At 61.8% G+C, this 17,159-nt stretch carries 15 protein-coding genes; 6 read left to right on the forward strand and 9 right to left on the reverse strand.

The annotated features are described in order from the left end of the window. Window positions 1–89 precede the first annotated feature (89 nt). Complete coding sequence (locus BUA38_RS15195; RefSeq protein WP_072818876.1) at window positions 90–344, forward strand: hypothetical protein; 255 nt, start codon at window positions 90–92, stop codon at window positions 342–344. Window positions 345–348: 4 nt separating this feature from the next. Here the strand turns inward: BUA38_RS15195 and BUA38_RS15200 are convergent, their stop codons facing one another. After that, window positions 349–813 (reverse strand): GcrA family cell cycle regulator, encoded by a 465-nt coding sequence (locus tag BUA38_RS15200; protein ID WP_072818878.1) that lies wholly within the window; start codon window positions 811–813, stop codon window positions 349–351. Between the two features lie 79 nt (window positions 814–892). After that, complete coding sequence (locus BUA38_RS15205; protein ID WP_072818880.1) at window positions 893–1,093, reverse strand: hypothetical protein; 201 nt, start codon at window positions 1,091–1,093, stop codon at window positions 893–895. Window positions 1,094–1,201: 108 nt separating this feature from the next. Between BUA38_RS15205 and BUA38_RS15210 the strand changes: the two genes are divergently transcribed. The 3 genes from BUA38_RS15210 (at window position 1,202) to BUA38_RS15220 (ending at window position 3,519) form a co-directional block, all read left to right on the forward strand. Further along, complete coding sequence (locus tag BUA38_RS15210; RefSeq protein WP_072818882.1) at window positions 1,202–2,056, forward strand: methyltransferase domain-containing protein; 855 nt, start codon at window positions 1,202–1,204, stop codon at window positions 2,054–2,056. A gap of 237 nt (window positions 2,057–2,293) precedes the next feature. Then, window positions 2,294–2,857, forward strand: a complete 564-nt coding sequence (locus tag BUA38_RS15215) for a TadE/TadG family type IV pilus assembly protein (RefSeq protein ID WP_072818884.1) — start codon at window positions 2,294–2,296, stop codon at window positions 2,855–2,857. A 29-nt stretch (window positions 2,858–2,886) separates the two neighbouring features. Then, a complete protein-coding gene (locus BUA38_RS15220) occupies window positions 2,887–3,519 on the forward strand; it encodes a TadE/TadG family type IV pilus assembly protein (RefSeq protein ID WP_072826139.1) in 633 nt (210 codons plus the stop codon). A gap of 194 nt (window positions 3,520–3,713) precedes the next feature. Here the strand turns inward: BUA38_RS15220 and mutT are convergent, their stop codons facing one another. Further along, window positions 3,714–4,124 carry an 8-oxo-dGTP diphosphatase MutT gene (gene mutT / locus BUA38_RS15225; protein WP_072818886.1) on the reverse strand — a complete coding sequence of 137 codons (411 nt, stop codon included), beginning with the start codon at window positions 4,122–4,124 and terminating at the stop codon, window positions 3,714–3,716. 172 nt (window positions 4,125–4,296) lie between these two features. Between mutT and BUA38_RS15230 the strand changes: the two genes are divergently transcribed. Next, entirely contained in the window at window positions 4,297–6,039 is a 1,743-nt protein-coding gene (locus BUA38_RS15230) for a TadE/TadG family type IV pilus assembly protein (protein ID WP_244553312.1), read from the forward strand. 28 nt (window positions 6,040–6,067) lie between these two features. Here BUA38_RS15230 and argJ read toward each other — a convergent pair whose 3' ends face one another. Together argJ and BUA38_RS15240 are read right to left on the reverse strand one after the other, a co-directional pair. Continuing rightward, a complete protein-coding gene (gene argJ, locus BUA38_RS15235; RefSeq protein ID WP_072818889.1) occupies window positions 6,068–7,309 on the reverse strand; it encodes a bifunctional glutamate N-acetyltransferase/amino-acid acetyltransferase ArgJ in 1,242 nt (413 codons plus the stop codon). Between the two features lie 155 nt (window positions 7,310–7,464). Then, on the reverse strand, window positions 7,465–8,370 hold the full coding sequence (locus BUA38_RS15240) for a peptidylprolyl isomerase (protein ID WP_072818891.1): 906 nt from the start codon (window positions 8,368–8,370) through the stop codon (window positions 7,465–7,467). Between the two features lie 579 nt (window positions 8,371–8,949). Between BUA38_RS15240 and secA the strand changes: the two genes are divergently transcribed. Continuing rightward, the gene (gene secA / locus BUA38_RS15245) at window positions 8,950–11,784 is read left to right on the forward strand and encodes a preprotein translocase subunit SecA (protein ID WP_072818892.1); all 2,835 of its coding nucleotides are present in this window, start codon (window positions 8,950–8,952) and stop codon (window positions 11,782–11,784) included. Window positions 11,785–11,828: 44 nt separating this feature from the next. On the opposite strand, the gene BUA38_RS15250 is transcribed toward secA, so the two are convergent. The 4 genes from BUA38_RS15250 to BUA38_RS15265 form a co-directional block, all read right to left on the reverse strand. Beyond that, window positions 11,829–12,191, reverse strand: a complete 363-nt coding sequence (locus BUA38_RS15250) for a c-type cytochrome (protein ID WP_072818894.1) — start codon at window positions 12,189–12,191, stop codon at window positions 11,829–11,831. 11 nt (window positions 12,192–12,202) lie between these two features. Then, a complete protein-coding gene (locus BUA38_RS15255; protein WP_072826140.1) occupies window positions 12,203–14,155 on the reverse strand; it encodes a thiamine pyrophosphate-binding protein in 1,953 nt (650 codons plus the stop codon). A gap of 191 nt (window positions 14,156–14,346) precedes the next feature. Then, window positions 14,347–15,774 (reverse strand): L,D-transpeptidase family protein, encoded by a 1,428-nt coding sequence (locus tag BUA38_RS15260; protein WP_072826141.1) that lies wholly within the window; start codon window positions 15,772–15,774, stop codon window positions 14,347–14,349. Window positions 15,775–16,056: 282 nt separating this feature from the next. After that, entirely contained in the window at window positions 16,057–17,019 is a 963-nt protein-coding gene (locus BUA38_RS15265) for an acetyl-CoA carboxylase carboxyltransferase subunit alpha (protein WP_072818896.1), read from the reverse strand. Window positions 17,020–17,159: the final 140 nt, after the last annotated feature.

The raw sequence follows: 17,159 nt of genomic DNA on the forward strand, positions 1-17,159 counted from the left end.
ATCATGCTGAGTAGCAGTGCCGATCTTGCCAAATCGCAAGCGCGCGCCAGCTAGATGTGACCGTCGTCTGACCGTGAAGCCGCATCACCATGCTTCAAGTTCTTTTCCCTCAGCCCTATCAAATCGAAGTTTCCAGACTTCGCCAGCAACTCGACGAGGCGCATCTCGCCTGGGTCAAGGCGTGGAAACAAAGACAGGCCGAGTTCAAGTTGGAGAATATCCGCTTCCGCCACGATCCGCTTTGGAAGAAGCGGATTTTCAGCATTCAGGCGGCCCACGACGGCGATATCTGGTTCTGGCGGGCCACCCGCGTCATCTTGGGCTGGGGCGTGGCATCGATTTAGCTGATTACCCTCGCGCCGCGCGCTGGCGAGAGCCTGGCTGATAGGCAAGCCGGCTGTGGCCGGCGCAATAGGGCAGGCCGCCCAGCGGCGGGTTGCCGCAAAAACAGAAGCCCTCTTCGCCGGGGTGATTGATCGGCCAGCGGCACCTTTCCTCGCTCAGCTCGAACAGGGAACAGTGCTGTTCGCTGCGGATCGTATCGTCGCTCTCTTCCGCCGGCGTTGCCTCGGCGAACAGCTTTCGCAAAATCCGGTACTGCAACCTGGGTACCGATCGTGAGCGGCCCGGCTTCGCGTTCTCCCGGCGGCACATCGGCTTCTTTTCGCGGGTCAGACTGAGGCGCGAAAGCTTGCCGATGACGGCGTTACGGCTCACCCCGATTTCGTTGGCGATTTCGCGGCATGAGAGACCTGCGGCGAAATGCTGTTTGAGAAGCTCGATGCGCTCGGTGGTCCAGGTGTTGTCGGGCATTTGAAAAGTCCAAAAAGTATGAGCCGTCACGCCGGCTCCCCCAAGGCCTCCCAGTTGCCGATCCGTCCCGAGTGCCGCGTTACGTGCTCTTGCCGTTGTCGCGGATCGAAAGCAGCCCGTCCTTGATGGCGAGACGAATACCCTCCTCGATCAGGGTCCTCGCTACGCCCGGTACGCTAGTCCCGTGGGTTCCCTGTCTGACCAGTTTTTCGAGATAGGTGATGGTCGAAAGGGCCAAGGTGACTGGAACCCGGTCGGTTTCGGCTTTTTCTGTGGCCATGAAAAACGCTAGCCCTTAACTGGGGTACATAAAAGTATCTATTAAGAGTCTATTAAGCCCCAAAATGGCTCGGATTGCGAGTCGAAAAGCAAGCGCGTACCAACCCGCATGGCTTCGAAACCGGCTGCTGCGCCCCGTCTGTTTGACCGCGACTTGCTGCGCGCCCGCCTCCAGCGGGCACAAAGGCTGGGGACCGCGACCTTTCTGCTGGATCGCGCCGCGGAAGACATGGCCGATCGCCTCAATGCCGTGTTGCGCGATTTCAAAAGCGTGGCCGAAGTCGGCACGCCGGGTGACCAGGTCGCCAAAACCCTCTCGAAGCGCTTCGATCGCTATGTGCGAGCCGATCTGCCGGCGCAGGAATCCGAGCCACTTGCGCTTGAAGCGCTATCGCTCGATCTCGTCGTTTCCGCGCTCGCCTTGCAATTCGTCAATGACTTGCCTGGCGTGCTGGCGCAGATCCGCCGCGCCCTGCGTCCCGACGGATTGTTGATGGCCGCGATGATCGGCGGCGACACGCTCACCGAATTGCGGCAGTCGTTCGCGGCGGCGGAAGCCGAGTTGGAAGGCGGGATATCGCCGCGCGTGGCGCCATTTGCCGATCTGCGCGAGGTCGGCGCGCTGTTGCAGCGTGCGGGCCTTGCGCTTCCGGTCACCGATGTCGACCGCATCGTCGTGCGCTACGACAATGCGTTCGCGTTGATGCACGATTTGCGGCGAATGGCGGCGACCAATATCCTCGTTGAGAGGCGGCGGATGCCGACCCGCCGCGCCACCATGTTGCGGACGGCGGAAATCTACCGCGAACGTTTCGCCGATCCTGATGGCCGCATCCGCGCCACCTTCGACATCATCTGGCTGTCGGGCTGGGCGCCGCACGAGAGCCAGCCCAAACCGCTCAAGCCGGGATCGGCGAAGATAAGTCTCGCTGAAGCGGTGAAGCGAAGCTCTTCGAGCGACTAAAAGGCCTACGTCAACAGATCGATCGGATGCGGGGTCGGCGGAATACCGGCCGGCGGCATCTCGTAGTCGCGCAGCTTGGTGACTCGGACTTAGCCCGGATTCTGGTCCTCCCGCGCCGCCACATTAACGCGCGGTTAACGAGACCGGCGCCCCTGCGCCGTCGCCTAAAACATTTCGACAATAACTTTTCACTATTGTCCGACGACCGGTCAATTGCCACCCGTGCGAGTCGTCTCGATGCCACCGTCCGCTGCGCCAAACGCCAAAGCAAATATCTTCCGCCGCTTCGGCCGCAATAGCCGGGCATCGGCGGCGGTCGAATTCGCGCTGGTTGCGCCGGTCTTCTTCGCCCTGCTGTTTGCGGTCATCGAAACCGCGATCATGTTCTTTGCGAGCCAGGTCCTCGAAAGCGTCGCGCAGGACGCGGCGCGCCAGATCCTGACCGGGCAATCCCAGTCCGCGGGCTATACCTCGGCGCAATTCACGACCCAGGTCATCTGCAAGCAGTCCCAGCCCCTGTTTAACTGCAACACCATCGGCGTCGATGTTGAGAGCGATCCGGCGCAATTCTCGAATCTAGCCATCACAAATCCCGTGACGAACGGAAGTTACGACCCCACCAAGCTCAAATTCAACCCCGGCACGTCGTGCAGCGTCGTCACCGTCACGCTCTATTATCCGTGGCAGATGTTCGTCACCGGGCTCGGCTACAACATCTCAAATCTGAGCGGCGGTATCCGCTTGCTCAGTGCAACCGCGGCCTTCCGCAACGAGCCTTACACCGGGGTTTGCGCGACATGAGCTTTGCGAGGGGAGCCACGAAGACCTGCATGCGCAGATGCATTGCGGTCGCGACCTTTTTCAGGGATTGTCGCGGCATTGCCGCCGTCGAATTCGCGATGATCGTCCCGCTGATGCTGGTACTGCTATTCGCGACGGTCGAATTTGCCTCTGGCCTGGCCATTGACCGCAAGGTTTCGCTGGTGGCGCGCACCATTGCGAACCTGACGTCGCAGGGGGCGACGGCCTCCGTTGCCGATCTGACCAACTACATCGGTGCGGCCAACTTGATCATGGTGCCCTATGTGCAACCCACCTATCCAGCGCCGAATATGACGATTTCGGAGTTGTACATCAATCCAACAACGGGCAACGCCTATGTCCAGTGGAGCTGGGGATCTGCGCCACGCGGCCTCCAGTCGCAGTTTACCGCTCTTCCGCCGAGCATGATCGCTACGGATCCGACGACGCATGCGATCCTTCAGAACCAGTATATCATTGTCAGCGAGGTCAACACCCTCTACACGCCGACGTTTGGCTTCTTCGGAGTGATGGGGAATTCAGGCATCTCGCTGAGTGATATCGCCTATGCGTTGCCGCGACAGTCGACCTGCGTGTTCTATCCCTCGGTACCGGCTATCGTTCCGCCCGCCACGGCACCGGCCTGCCCGACGGGTCCCTGAAATCAAATCCATCAATCTGGGTCATCCGAGCCGTCATTGCCGGGCTTGAACCGGCAATTCATCCGACTCGCGAGAATCTTTTGGAAATTTGATGGATGCGCGGCCTCGTCTCTGCCAACGCTTCGCCCAGGCCACTGGCTCGCTCGGCCGCCGACGTTTCGGGGCTGCAAACCAGCGTATGACGAGAACTTAACTCACATCAATAAGTCGGTCAGATACGGGATCAGCGGGATGTCGGCGGGCGGCATCGGGTAGTCGCGCAGTTTATTGGCGCGCACCCAAGCGAGATTTTGGCCCTCGCGCGCAATCACCTGGCCTTCCCAGCGGCGGCAAATATAAAGCGGCATCAAGAGATGGAAGTCATCATAGGCGTGGCTCGCAAAGGTAAGCGGCGCAAGACACGCTTCCTTCACGGTGATGCCGATCTCCTCATGGAGTTCGCGAATGAGCGTGGCTTCCGGCCGCTCGCCGGGCTCAAGCTTGCCACCCGGAAATTCCCATAAGCCGGCCATCGCCTTGCCTGCCGGCCGCTGCGCGATGAGCACGCGCCTGTCGGCATCGATCAGGGCGCAGGCCACGACCAGAGTCAATTTGATGTCAGACATCTCTTGCCGGCTTTCGGGAAAGTGCACGTCTCGCAGGATGTGGAAAGGATTTGTTAACCCTATTAGGCCCGCGATTTTTCCATCGCAATAAGCTGAATTTAATTCCCAGCCAATAGACCAGTAGGGGAGTTAATCCAGACAGGCGAGCCCCATGCACATTTTTTCCGGCTTGATGAAGCGTTTCCGCACCGATCAGCGCGGCAACATTGCCGTGATCTTCGGTATCGCCGTTATACCCATCATCTCCGCGGTCGGAGTCGCGGTCGACTATTCGGAAGCGTCGCGGATGAAGGCCAAACTGCAATCGGCGGCGGATGCCGCGGCAGTCGCTTCGATCTCGCAGAACTCCCAGGGCTGGCTGGCCGCGTCGCAGATGACCGGTAACGGCGCGGTCACGACCGCCCAGACCGACGCCATGAATATTTTCTACGGCAACGTCTACACGGTCTACAAGCAGGCCGCTTCCAATAATCTGTTCAGCTTGAATACCTCGCTGACCAACGCCACCGTTACAAAGACGGGTGCGGGCCTCACCTCGACCGTCAAGTTCAATGCCACTGTGCCAACCACCTTCATGAACGTGGTTGGCTTTAACTCGCTGGTGGTGCAAGGAAGCTCGAGCGCATCTGCGTCACTGCCGCTTTATCTCGATTTCTATGTGGCGCTGGACGTCTCGGGATCGATGGGCTTGCCGTCGACGACGACCCCCAACGGGGGCGATGCAAAGCGCATGCAAACGATCAACCCGGACAACTGGGTCCAGTATCGCACGGGTTGCACCCTGGCCTGCCATTTCGCGCCCCAAAAGAGCGCGTGCGTCGATCCACCCGTGACTGCCCCGGCCGCGCCACCGCCCAATCCGGCGACCACCGTCACGTCGTATACCCAGCAATACAACACGAATAACTATTGCATGGGCTACATCTACTCCCGCGTGAGCCAGAGCGCGCTTTCGACGCTTCTCAATGCGACGCCATCACAGCTGGGAGGGAGCGGGCCGCCAGTGCCGAAGCAAGTTCCGGGCTTACCAGTCGCCATGCTCCCCACCCTCAATAATTCGATGACCGGCCCGAATTCGTTTATTACCGGTAATTCCGCGAGCACCACGTGGAGCCTGCCTGCGGTCACGTCCTGCCCGACCGCGGGAACGGATGCGTGCATCCAGCTGCGGCTCGACGCGGTCGGCGTCGCCTTGAACGCCACGCAAGCCGTGAACGGTATCGACGGTCTGTTCGCGACGGCCGTCAATCCTCAGTACATGCAGGTGCCCCAACAATTCCGGATCGGGCTTTATCCCTTCATCACGAAGATGGATACGAGCTATGCACCGTTGACCTCCACCATCAACGCCAATCCCAACACCCCGGGCACGATCAACTACCAGGCCCAAAACCTCGCCCAAGAGCTCGACACTAACATGAATACAGCCCTCGGCTCCGGAGGCACGCATATTGACGTGGGGCTTAACTCGCTGAACACCCTGATCACGAGCGTGGGTACTGGCAGCAATTCGAATAACACGCTGCCCTACATATTCCTCATCACGGATGGTGCGCAGGATCCGCAAAGCAAAGGCGTTCCAAATGGAAACTGGTCCGGCAGCAATCACGCGGTCACGCTTGGCGATATCAGCAATCAGTTTCCGAACATCTGCACGACCATCAAGGGCCGGGGCATCGTGATTTCGGTGCTCTATATTCCCTACCAGACGATCAATCCGGTGAACGCGTCTTTCGCCAATGACGAGGACGATTTCGCCAACAACAACATCAACGGTCCTCCGGGCATCAGTACCGCCCTGACGAACTGCGCATCGCCAGGCTTCATGTATACGGCCAATACGCCGGGAGACATCACGACTTCGCTTCAAGCCATGTTCAAGCACGCGCTGATGACAGCCCACCTCACCAACTAAGCGCCGCGACGCATACCGGTCGTGATCATCACGACCGGTAGTCGCCGTTGATCGCGACATATTCCTTGGTGAGATCGCAGGTCAGCACGCGGTCACGGCCCTTGCCGAGGCCGAGCGCAACCTTGATGGCGATCTTCGGCTGCTTCATTGCGTTCGAGACTTCCGCTTCGTCATAAGACGGATCGCGCGCGCCGCGCTGCGCGACGCGGATGCCGTTGAACGCGATCGAGAGCTTGTCGCGATTGGCCGGCTCGCCGGCCTTGCCGACCGCCATCACCACGCGCCCCCAATTGGCGTCCTCGCCCGCGATCGCCGTCTTCACCAGCGGCGAGTTGGCGATCGACATCGCGATCCTGCGGGCCGATGCTTTCGACACTGCGCCCTCGACCGAGATCTCAACCAGCTTGCGGGCGCCTTCGCCATCGCGCGCCACCTGCTCGGCAAGGTTCGCAAGCACGGCGTGAAAGGCCTTCACGAAAGCCTTCAGGCGCGGATCGCTGGCGCGGCTGATCTTCGGCGCGCCGTGGGCCGCGGCCGCGCCGGTCGCAAAGGCGAGCAGCGTATCGGAGGTCGAGGTATCGCCGTCGATGGTGACGGCGTTGAAACTGTCTTCGACGCCCGCCTTCAGAAGCGATTGCAATGCGCCGGCTGAAATTGGCGCGTCGGTGAAAACGAAGGAAAGCATGGTCGCCATGTCGGGCGCGATCATGCCGGCGCCCTTGGCCATGCCGTTGATCGTCACCTTGGCCTTGCCGAGCTTGACCGTTGCGGTCGCGACCTTCGGGAAGGTGTCGGTCGTCATGATCGCGCGTGCGGCGTCCATCCAGCCTTCGGGCGCGGTCTTCGCCGCAAGATCGTCCAGCACGCCGTCGAACTTCGTGGCGTCGAGCGGTTCGCCGATCACCCCGGTCGACGCCAGATAAATGTCGCCGGGCTGGCAGCCGACCGCTTTTGCCGCAATCGAAGCCGTCAGCGCCGTCGACTGACGGCCGGTCTTGCCGGTAAAGGCGTTGGCGTTGCCAGAATTGACCACCAGCGCGCGGGCCTGGCCACGGCCAAGCTTGGCGCGGCACCACTCGACCGGCGCGGAGGGACATTTGGAGCGCGTGAAGACGCCGGCGACCGTCGTCCCTTTTTCCATGATCGCGAGCAGCACGTCGGTGCGGCCCTTGTAACGGATGCCGGCCGCCGCGGTCGCGAGCTTTACGCCGGCAATCGCGGGCATCTCGGGGACGTCGGTCGGGGCGAGGGGAGAGACGGTCGAGGACATGGGACGCCTTATCCTGAAACGGAAGTTGGATCGTCATGGCCGGATTTATTCCGGCCATCCACGTCTTCAGTGCCGTGAACAAGGTCCTAAGACGTGGATGCCCGGCACGAGGCCGGGCATGACGTCAAATACTGAAATTTCGCCGTGAAGTCGATTTACTTCTTCGCCGGCGCCATCTTCGAGTCGACCGGCTTGGCCGCGTCCGGAGCGGGCGTGTTGGAGGCCTGGTCCATGCGCTCGACCTTTGCGGCTTCGCGGAGCTTGGCGACGTATTCGGCCTGCGCCTTGCGGGTCACGTAGGTTTCGATCTGGGGCTTGACCTGGGCGAAGTCAGGCGCCTGGCGGTTGCGCTTTTCCTCGACCTTGATGATGTGCCAGCCGAATTGCGACTTCACGGGGTCGGAAATCTTGCCCGGCTCGAGCGCAAACGCGACGGCGGAGAATTCCGGCACCATCTGGTCCTTGGTGAAGAAGCCGAGGTCGCCGCCATCGGCCGCGCCCGGGTCCTTCGATTTCTTCTTGGCGAGCTCGGCGAAGTCGGCGCCCTTGGTCAGCTCCGCCTTGATCGCCTTGGCCTCGTCTTCGCTCTCGACCAGGATGTGCCGTGCATGCACTTCCTGCTCGCCCGAGATCTGCTTGGCGGCCTCGTCATAGACCTTCTTCATGGCATCATCGGTGGTCGCCGCCTTGCCTTCCGCTGCGAGCAGATTGTCCATCAGCAGGCGGTTGCGGGCGAAAGACAGACGCGCCTTGAAGTCCGGGCGATCCTCGATCTTCTTGTCTTCCGCGGCCTTGGCGACGATCTTCATGTCGATCAGGAAGGCCAGCACGTTTTCCTTCTTGGTCGCAGGATCCATCTGCGCGAGGCTCGGCCCGAGCTCTTCCTCGGCGAGCGCGACATCGCTCTGGCGGATTTCGGCGCCGTTCACCTTGGCAAGCACCGGGTTGGCATCTTCAGCGCGGAGCGGCAGGCTCGCGAACAGGGAAATCGCAAGTACGCAGGTGGCGGCGGCAAAGCGGACGTGCGCACCACGTTTCGCGTCTGATGACGAAGTAGTCATGGAAAATCCTTATCTCGAAAGCCGTATGGCTGTTGCGGCGGGGGCCATTTTCCTGGGTCATGATCTCGTTGGAAAACCGGTTTCCACTCTTCCGGACCATGCCCTAAAGCCGCGCGACACTCGCCCAATCACGCCGCCTTGGCAACGCGAAAAGTCTGTCAAAATGATGAAATTGCGGAAATGCGGGGGGCCTTGGTGGCCGGTGTCATGATGAGACTTTCCGTGGCCGCGGAAGCCCCGACAGGTCCGGATAGTGAACACCCTTCCGCCCCGCGATATGACAGTCCGACAACCCCGGGATGAGGGGCTGTTGCCCCTCCGTGGGGGCGCGGGATCGCGCACCTTTGGCGGCGTTGACAAGCCTTTGGGCCAGCCATATCTCTGCCCAACCTGAGTCAATGGCTATAACGCTAATTTTCCAGCGTTTTGGCCGTTGAACCCCGGACTGCCGAACTCCCACTTATTCGACGACGAACCCGGTCAGGGCCGGACCTTCGCGCGTCACGATGAGTTGATAGGCAGTCCCATCCGGCGGACCACATCACGGCAGCTCTGCCGAAGCTAAAACAGGAAGTTGGCATGATCGGCGCGCTCGCCCGCAAGTTTTTCGGTTCCGCAAATGATCGGCGGGTCAAAGGATATCAGTCCCGCGTCGATGCCATCAACGCGCTGGAGCCGGAGGTCGCCGCACTTTCCGACGAAGCGCTGAAGGCGCGCACCGCGGAATTCCGCAAAGAGCTCGCCGAAGGCAAGACGCTGGACGACATCCTGGTCCCGGCCTTCGCCACGGTGCGCGAGGCAGCCAAGCGCACGCTTGGCCAGCGTCATTTCGACGTGCAGCTGATCGGCGGCATGGTGCTGCACGAGGGCGACATCGCCGAGATGAAAACCGGCGAAGGCAAGACGCTGGTGGCGACGCTGGCGGTCTATCTCAACGCGCTCGCCGGCAAGGGCGTCCATGTCGTTACCGTCAACGATTACCTCGCCCGCCGCGACTCCTCCTGGATGGGACAGATCTACTCGTTCCTCGGCCTGACCACCGGCGTGATCGTCCATGGTCTCGACGATGCCGAGCGCAAGGAAGCCTACGCCTGCGACATCACCTACGGCACCAACAACGAATACGGCTTCGACTATCTGCGCGACAACATGAAGTACCGGCTCGAGGACATGGTCCAGCGCGGGCACTTCTACGGCATCGTCGACGAAGTCGACTCGATCCTGATCGACGAAGCGCGTACGCCCTTGATCATTTCCGGTCCGCTAGACGACCGTTCGGATTTCTACAACACCATCGACACCTTCTTCCCGAAGCTCGACAAGGCCGATTACGACGTCGACGAGAAGCAGCGCACGGTGACGCTCACCGAAGGCGGCATGGAGAAGCTTGAAACGCTGCTGCGCGACGCCGGTCAGCTCAAGGGCGAGTCGCTCTACGACGTCGAGAACGTCTCGGTCGTCCACCACGTCAACCAGGCGCTGCGCGCGCATACGCTGTTCACGCGCGACAAGGACTACATCGTTCGCGACGACGAAGTCGTGATTATCGACGAGTTCACCGGCCGCATGATGCCCGGCCGGCGCTATTCGGAAGGCCTGCATCAGGCGCTCGAAGCGAAAGAGCACCAGACGGTACAACCCGAAAACCAGACGCTGGCTTCGATCACCTTCCAGAACTATTTCCGGATGTACGCGAAGCTGTCCGGCATGACCGGCACCGCGGCCACCGAAGCCGACGAGTTGTTCGACATCTACAAGCTCGACGTGGTCGAAATCCCGACCAACCTGCCGGTCGCGCGTCTCGACGAAGACGACGAGGTCTACCGCACCCAGAACGAGAAGTACGCCGCGATCCTTGCCGAGATCGAGCGTGCGAATTCGCGCTTGCAGCCGGTGCTGGTCGGTACCGCATCGATCGAAAAGTCCGAAGTGCTGGCCGAATACCTCAAGAAGAACGGCTACAAGCAGATCGACTTCGGCAACGAAAGGGCGATGGAGAAGCTTTACGCGGCCGCACGCGCCGGCAAGCCGGCCAAGCTGTTTGCAGTACTGAACGCGCGCTTCCACGAACAGGAAGCCTATATCGTGGCGGAAGCCGGCGTTCCCGGCGCGATCACGATCGCCACCAACATGGCCGGCCGCGGCACCGACATCAAGCTCGGTGGCTCGCTCGACATGCGCATCCAGCACGAGACGGCGGGCATTACCGACGAAGCCGAGCGCAATGCCAAGATCGAACAGATCAAGGCCGACGTCGAACGCTTCCGCGACATCGTGCTGAAGGCCGAGGAGACCATCGAAATCGAACCGGCCAAGGGCTCGAAGCCGGCCAGGACCGTGACCAAGCCGGGCGGACTCTACATCATCGGCTCCGAACGCCATGAATCCCGCCGCATCGACAACCAGCTTCGCGGCCGCTCCGGCCGTCAGGGCGACCCGGGCCGCTCAAAATTCTTCCTGTCGCTGGAAGACGACCTGATGCGGATTTTCGGTTCCGACCGGCTCGACAGCATGCTGACGCGGCTCGGCCTGAAGGAAGGCGAGGCGATCATCCACCCCTGGATCAACAAGGCGCTGGAAAAGGCGCAGCAGAAGGTCGAGGCCCGCAACTTCGATATCCGCAAGAACCTTTTGAAGTTCGACAACGTCCAGAACGACCAGCGCAAGGTGATCTTCGATCAGCGCGTCGATCTGATGAAAGACGAAAGCGTCGCCGAGACCGTCACCGACATGCGTCATGCCTTCGTCGAGGACGTCGTGACCAAGCATGTGCCGGAACACGCCTATGCCGAGCAGTGGGACGTCGCCGGCCTCAAGGAAGAGCTCAAGCGCGTGCTCGACGTCGATCTGCCGGTCGACGCGTGGGCCAAGGAAGAAGGCATCGCCGACGAAGAGCTTCTGACCCGGATCGAGAACCACGTCGACCAGCACATGGCGGCCAAGGTGGCTCAGTGGGGCCCCGACGTCATGCGTTACGTCGAAAAGACCATCCTGCTCCAGACGCTCGACCATCTCTGGCGCGAGCATCTGGTCATGCTCGACCATCTGCGCCAGGTGATCGGCCTGCGCGGTTACGGCCAGCGCGATCCGTTGCAGGAATACAAGTCGGAAGCCTTCAGCCTGTTCGAAGCCATGATCGCGCATCTGCGCGAGGCCGTGACGGCGCAATTGATGCGCGTCGAGATCGTGCCGCCCGAAAACCAGCAGCCGGAGCTGCCGGCGATGGAGGCGCACAAGCTCGATCCGAATACCGGCGAAGATGAAATGGCTTTCGCCAACGCCTCGCTGGTGCCGGCGGCGGCTGCTGATCGCGATCCGAAGAATCCGGCGACCTGGGGCAAGGTCGGCCGCAACGAGGATTGTCCGTGCGGCTCAGGCAAGAAGTACAAGCACTGCCACGGCAAGTATGCGTGAGGGTTAAGGCCCTCACGCCACCATCCCTCCGAGACTTTACGCGCCTAACGCGCCACCTTGAGCAGCGGAATGCTGTTGGGGTCCGGCGGGGCCGGCATTTGCCGCAAGTAGGCGTAGATGTCGGCCGCATCCTGGTCGGAGATCACGGCCGCCTCATAGGGCGGCATCTGGTTGGCGGGATGACGGAGCTGATTGACGAACCCGTCGAACGGAAATTCGGTGCGCGACACGCGCGGCCCCGTCATAGGGGCGCCCTGGCCGGCCAGACCGTGGCACTGATAGCATCCGGTCTCTTGATAGAGCGCCTTGCCGTGTTCGATGTTGCCGAAAGGGGCGCCCGCTTGCTGGGCCGCCGCAGCGCCAACCGTGAGCGTCAGGGTCACAAGCGTGAGGCTGAAGTTCTTCATCGTTTGCACCCTCAACGTGGCTGCGTGATGACGTCGATCAGCACGGGCTGACCGGCTTTCACGGCAGCGATGCCCTTGCGGAACGCGTCGGCCAGATCGTTGGGGTCTTCGATCGGCCCGATGCCGAGCGCGCCATAGCCAAGCGCGATCTTCGCGTAATCGATGTTCGGATTGTCGATGGTGGTGCCGATCGGCGTGTTGCGTATGCCGCGATTGTGCCGGTTCGCCATGCGCTGCACGTGCATGATCTCCTGATGATAGGCGCGGTTGTTCTGGATGATCGTCAGGTAGGGGATGTTGTGATGTGCGGCGGTCCACATTGTATGCGGCGCCATGTTGAACTCGCCGTCGCCGCAGACATTGATCACGACGCGGCCGCCGCCGGCGTCACGATGGGCCAGCGCCGCGCCTAACGCTGCGACCGGCTGATAGCCAACACCATAGGCGCCCGAGCCGCCGATGAAGCGGTAATGTTTTTCCAGCGGCCACAGCCGATGCGGCCAGCGGGACGAAAAGTCGCCGTCGGCAACCAGCGCCCAGTCTTCCTTCTGCACTTGCGCCCACAGCTCCATGTAGAGGCGCGCGGTCGAGATCGGCTTGGCGTCCCATGCGAAGGTCGCCTCGGTGCGCGCGCGTTCCAGTGTGCTGTGGTAGGCCTGACGCAGCTTTTCGCCGCGCATCTCGCTGGCGTTCTTGCCGCTCGAGGATGTCTCGCGCTGCACGGCCTCGATCAGGAAAGGCAGCGTGGTTTGCGCGTCCGCCGTGATGCTGAGATCAGTCGCGGTATAGCGCTGGAAATCCTGATAGTTCGCGCGCACCAGCAGATCGTGCGTCGAGATACTGATGACCTTTACCCCCGGCTTGGTCCGCGGCGAGTCGGTGCGCCAGAGCTGATCGCGCATGGTGTTGAGCTGGCCGAAAAGGTCGACCGGCTCGAGCGAGAGGATGCAGTCGGCCTGCGCGATCAACGAGCCCGCGCGCTCCGACTGGCAGAGGTAATGCGTGTTCGGCATGTTCATGCGCGCACGGTTGTCGATCACCGGCGCCTGCAACAGCTCGGCCAGCCGCACCAGATTCTCCATCGCGCTTTGCGAACGCGCATAGCGATCGGCAATGATGACCGGCGCTTCGGCGGCCACCAGCATCTTGGCGGCCTCGCGCAGTGCGTTCGGATCGCCTGCGGTCTGCGCAGGTATCGTCAAGCGTGGGATCTTGAGTCTGCGCGCTTCATGCTCTTCGAGCGGATCTTCCTGAAGCTTGCCGTCGGCGACGATAAAGACGGGTCCGGGCGGTTGAGCGCAGGAAAGCGCATAACCGCGCACCGTCGACTCGGCGAAATGCTGCAACGACATCGGGTAATCGTCCCACTTGACGAAGTCGCGCACGGTGGCCGCGCCATCCTGCACGCTGTGGAACCACTCGACCCCCGGCCGCCGCTCTTCGACAGGGCCGGCATTGCCGGTGAAGAGCAGCATCGGAACACGATCGCAATAGGCGTTGTAGATCGCCATCGAGGCATGCTGCGTGCCGACGGTGCCATGCATGATCGCCGCCATAGGCTTGCCGGCCACCTTGGCGTAGCCATGCGCCATTCCGACCGATACTTCCTCGTGCAGGCAGGTCAGCCATTCCGGCTTTTTGTTTGCGCCGTAGTTGATGAAGCTTTCCTGTAAGGCGCGGAAGGTCGAGCCGGGGCAGGACGCCATGTAGTCGATATTTAGTGTCTTGCAGACGTCGACCATGAAGTCGGAGCCGGTTTTCTCCGTCGTCAGTTGCTCAAGATCCGGCGGCCGCCCTCGTTCTTTGGCTTGATCCGCCGCCGTGGGCATCGTCGCATTCGCTTTGGCGGGTGGCGCGGTCTGCGCCCGGGATGCGGTCGGCGCGGCCATCGTGGCTCCGCCGGCTGCGACCACCCCTTTGAGAAATCGGCGGCGGTGCAGGCCGGGTGTTTCCGCTTTGGCCATTGCCATCTCCCGTTTTTGACCGGCCATCGGCGAGGACGATCCGGTGTTGTTGTTTGTCCGGGAAGACTAACGCATGATCCGGAAAAGTGGGAACCGGTTTTCCGAAAACATCATGCGGGAATGACAACCCTCAAGCGCGATCGCGTGGGATCGCGCATCGAAGATGTGCAGAGGAAGCGTGAGACGCGAAGTTACTTCGTCGCCGAGAAGCGGCTGTCGAACGAGCTCGTCGATACGATCGGCTGGGCGCCAGCCACGAGACTCGGAGCAGGTTGCGCGGGCGCTGGCGTGGCAGCCGGAGCAGGGGCCGCGGCGGCGGTTTCAGTCACCGCCGGCTTGAGCGGTGGCTTGGCGGAAGCCTGTTTGGTTTCCGTCTTGGCCGATTTCGACGGCTTGACGTCGGCGACCTTCGGCTTGGCCGGGATCGGCGGCGGTGTCGGGTCGGCGGCGGTCGCATCCGCCGACGCGGTGCCACCGAACTTGCGGGCGAGGCTGGAAAAGAAGCCTTCCGATTCGCCACTTGGTGCTGACGCGACCCGCGTCGAAGACGACGAGAGCGAAGCCGTCAGCGGCTCATCCGGCGAAGTCACGGACCCGCGCGGCGGATTGACGTGGTCTAGCGGGATGGTGCCGGGCGCGCGTTCCGGCGGATTGAAGACCGACGGAGTTGGGCCCGCTTCCGAAAGGCCGGTGTTACCGTTCGGAACCCTGGCCGCGAACACCCGATGCATGCCGCCATCGATGCCGGTGTTGAGCTGCGCCACCGGCGTGCCCTTGGAAACCAGCTTGGCGAATTCGGCGTCGTCGGCCTGCTGCTTCTCGCGCACGGCCTGCGCGACCTCATCCGGGATCACATAGGCCGGGCATTTGGACGAGGCTTCAAACACCGGGTCGCGCTTGGCGTCCGGCGGCTTGACGCCGTCGAAGACGTATTTCTTCTCGCAGAAATCGACCTTCGGCTCCTGCCGCGTCACTTCGAAATGATCATTGCCTTCCTTGATCATTTTCCAGAAGGCCATGTGCGGGCTGTTGCGATGGCGCGCCATGTTGAGCGCGGTCATGTGGAACGGATAGGCCTGGAACTGGAACGACTTCTGGCCGCCGAAAAAGGACTCGCGGCCGAGCGAGTAGATTTCCGCGATCTGTTCGTCGGTCATCGCGTAACAGCCGCGCGACGAGCAGTCGCCATGGACCATCAGCTCCGAGCCGGTACGGCCGAGCGAGCGGTCATAGGCATTCGGATAGCCGGTGTTGAAGGAGAGATAATAGGCCGACGTCGGATTCATCTGCCCCGGCGTGATCGCATAGAAACCCTCCGGGGCCTGGCGGTCGCCTTCGCGGACCTTCGGTCCGAGATCGCCCGACCAGCGGCAGATCGGATAGGTCTTCAACAGCGCGAAGCGGCCGGTGCGGTCCTGCTTCCAGACCTCGAGCTCGGCTTCCTGTTTGAAGAGCCGGACCAGGATCGGCGATTGCAGATCCATGTTCTTTTCGACCATCGCCGCGAGCAGTTTGGGCGGGACGGGCTGGTTGGCCTTGGCGTTGGTGGCGAGCGAACCAATCTCGTCGCTATTGCAGCCGGCAAGAAGCGCACCTGCCGACAGCGCGACAGATGTCATGAGCGCGCGAACCAACGAGCCACGAATCAATGCAAAGCTCCACACCCAACAGGCAAATCTCGCACCCCAAACCAGCGTCGATGCCCTGAAGCCATTGAATAAAAGTTTATCCTTAAAGGCCCCGCCGTCGCAAGCCGGGGATGCCTGCGCGACCCATGCGCCGATGCGCATAGTGAACCGAATCTAAACAAGCCGCCAAAGGCCAAATTGCGGCCAAAAGGGCGGAAATTTGGAGAGAATGCGGCAGCGGAGCTTGGTATGAATCGCCAAAAAAGCGCCGCCTCAGAACGGCTTCCGGCCGATATCGAGGAATTTCTGCCGCCGTTGCCTGCGGATCGCGTCGGCGTCCATCTGCTTGAGCTCGCCCAGCGCCTGGGAGATCGCATCGCCCGTGTTGGCGATCATAATAGCCGGGTCGCGATGAGCGCCCCCGACCGGCTCTTTGAGGATCTGGTCGATCACGCCGAATCGCAGCATGTCCTGGGCGGTAATCTTCATGTTGGTAGCGGCCTCCTGGGCCTTGGTCCCGTCGCGCCACAGGATCGAGGAGGCGGCCTCCGGCGAGATCACGCTGTAGATCGCGTGCTCGTACATCAGGACACGATTGGCGGTGGTGATGGCGATCGCGCCGCCGGACATGCCCTCGCCGGTGATGATCGCGACATTCGGCACGCCCAGCGAAAGGCAGGCATCGGTCGAGCGTGCAATCGCCTCGGCCTGTCCGCGTTCCTCGGCGCCGATGCCGGGATAGGCGCCGGCGGAATCGACGATCGACAGCACGGGAATGCCGAAGCGATCCGCCATCTCCATCAGCCGCACCGCCTTGCGATACCCTTCCGGGCGCGCCATGCCGAAATTGTGCTTGATGCGGGAGTCGGTGCTGGCGCCTTTTTCCTGGCCCATCACGCAAATGCTCTCGCCACGGAAACGGCCAAAGCCGCCGACCAGCGCCTCATCCTCGGCGAACTTGCGATCGCCGGCGAGCGGGGTGAATTCCGTGATCAATCCGGCGATGAAATCGGTGAAATGCGGTCGCTGCGGATGGCGCGCGACCAGCGTCTTCTGCCACGGCGTCAGGTTGGCGTAGAGGTCGGCCAGCGCCTGCGCGGCCTTGTCCTCGATCCGCGAAATCTCCTCGCCGATGTCGCTGCCGGACGCTGCAAGCACGCGCAATTCATCGATCTTGGAATCGAGTTCGGCGACCGGCTTTTCGAAATCGAGGTAGCTGCGCATGTGATCCGGCATCAAGACAATATAGGGAGAAAGCCACCCTGGAGCGAAGTGACTCCCGGGTTGCGCGAAGAAAGCGCGCGCTATCAAATAGTTAGCGTACGCTCCAGCGTCAGCGATGATTCCCTTCGGCGAAGCAGGCGGAGGGAAGCGAG

This window comes from Bradyrhizobium erythrophlei, assembly GCF_900142985.1.
In the GTDB taxonomy this organism is placed as follows: domain Bacteria; phylum Pseudomonadota; class Alphaproteobacteria; order Rhizobiales; family Xanthobacteraceae; genus Bradyrhizobium; species Bradyrhizobium erythrophlei_B.

What these genes read in the sequence shown, in the direction of transcription:
- BUA38_RS15205 (WP_072818880.1), bottom strand. Translation starts at nt 1,093, where the DNA reads ATGGCCACAGAAAAAGCCGAAACCGACCGGGTTCCAGTCACCTTGGCC.
- BUA38_RS15240 (WP_072818891.1), bottom strand. Translation starts at nt 8,370, where the DNA reads ATGACTACTTCGTCATCAGACGCGAAACGTGGTGCGCACGTCCGCTTT.
- secA (WP_072818892.1), top strand. Translation starts at nt 8,950, where the DNA reads ATGATCGGCGCGCTCGCCCGCAAGTTTTTCGGTTCCGCAAATGATCGG.
- BUA38_RS15220 (WP_072826139.1), top strand. Translation starts at nt 2,887, where the DNA reads ATGCGCAGATGCATTGCGGTCGCGACCTTTTTCAGGGATTGTCGCGGC.
- argJ (WP_072818889.1), bottom strand. Translation starts at nt 7,309, where the DNA reads ATGTCCTCGACCGTCTCTCCCCTCGCCCCGACCGACGTCCCCGAGATG.
- BUA38_RS15260 (WP_072826141.1), bottom strand. Translation starts at nt 15,774, where the DNA reads ATGACATCTGTCGCGCTGTCGGCAGGTGCGCTTCTTGCCGGCTGCAAT.
- mutT (WP_072818886.1), bottom strand. Translation starts at nt 4,124, where the DNA reads ATGTCTGACATCAAATTGACTCTGGTCGTGGCCTGCGCCCTGATCGAT.
- BUA38_RS15265 (WP_072818896.1), bottom strand. Translation starts at nt 17,019, where the DNA reads ATGCCGGATCACATGCGCAGCTACCTCGATTTCGAAAAGCCGGTCGCC.
- BUA38_RS15230 (WP_244553312.1), top strand. Translation starts at nt 4,297, where the DNA reads ATGAAGCGTTTCCGCACCGATCAGCGCGGCAACATTGCCGTGATCTTC.
- BUA38_RS15255 (WP_072826140.1), bottom strand. Translation starts at nt 14,155, where the DNA reads ATGGCCAAAGCGGAAACACCCGGCCTGCACCGCCGCCGATTTCTCAAA.
- BUA38_RS15200 (WP_072818878.1), bottom strand. Translation starts at nt 813, where the DNA reads ATGCCCGACAACACCTGGACCACCGAGCGCATCGAGCTTCTCAAACAG.
- BUA38_RS15250 (WP_072818894.1), bottom strand. Translation starts at nt 12,191, where the DNA reads ATGAAGAACTTCAGCCTCACGCTTGTGACCCTGACGCTCACGGTTGGC.
- BUA38_RS15210 (WP_072818882.1), top strand. Translation starts at nt 1,202, where the DNA reads ATGGCTTCGAAACCGGCTGCTGCGCCCCGTCTGTTTGACCGCGACTTG.
- BUA38_RS15215 (WP_072818884.1), top strand. Translation starts at nt 2,294, where the DNA reads ATGCCACCGTCCGCTGCGCCAAACGCCAAAGCAAATATCTTCCGCCGC.
- BUA38_RS15195 (WP_072818876.1), top strand. Translation starts at nt 90, where the DNA reads ATGCTTCAAGTTCTTTTCCCTCAGCCCTATCAAATCGAAGTTTCCAGA.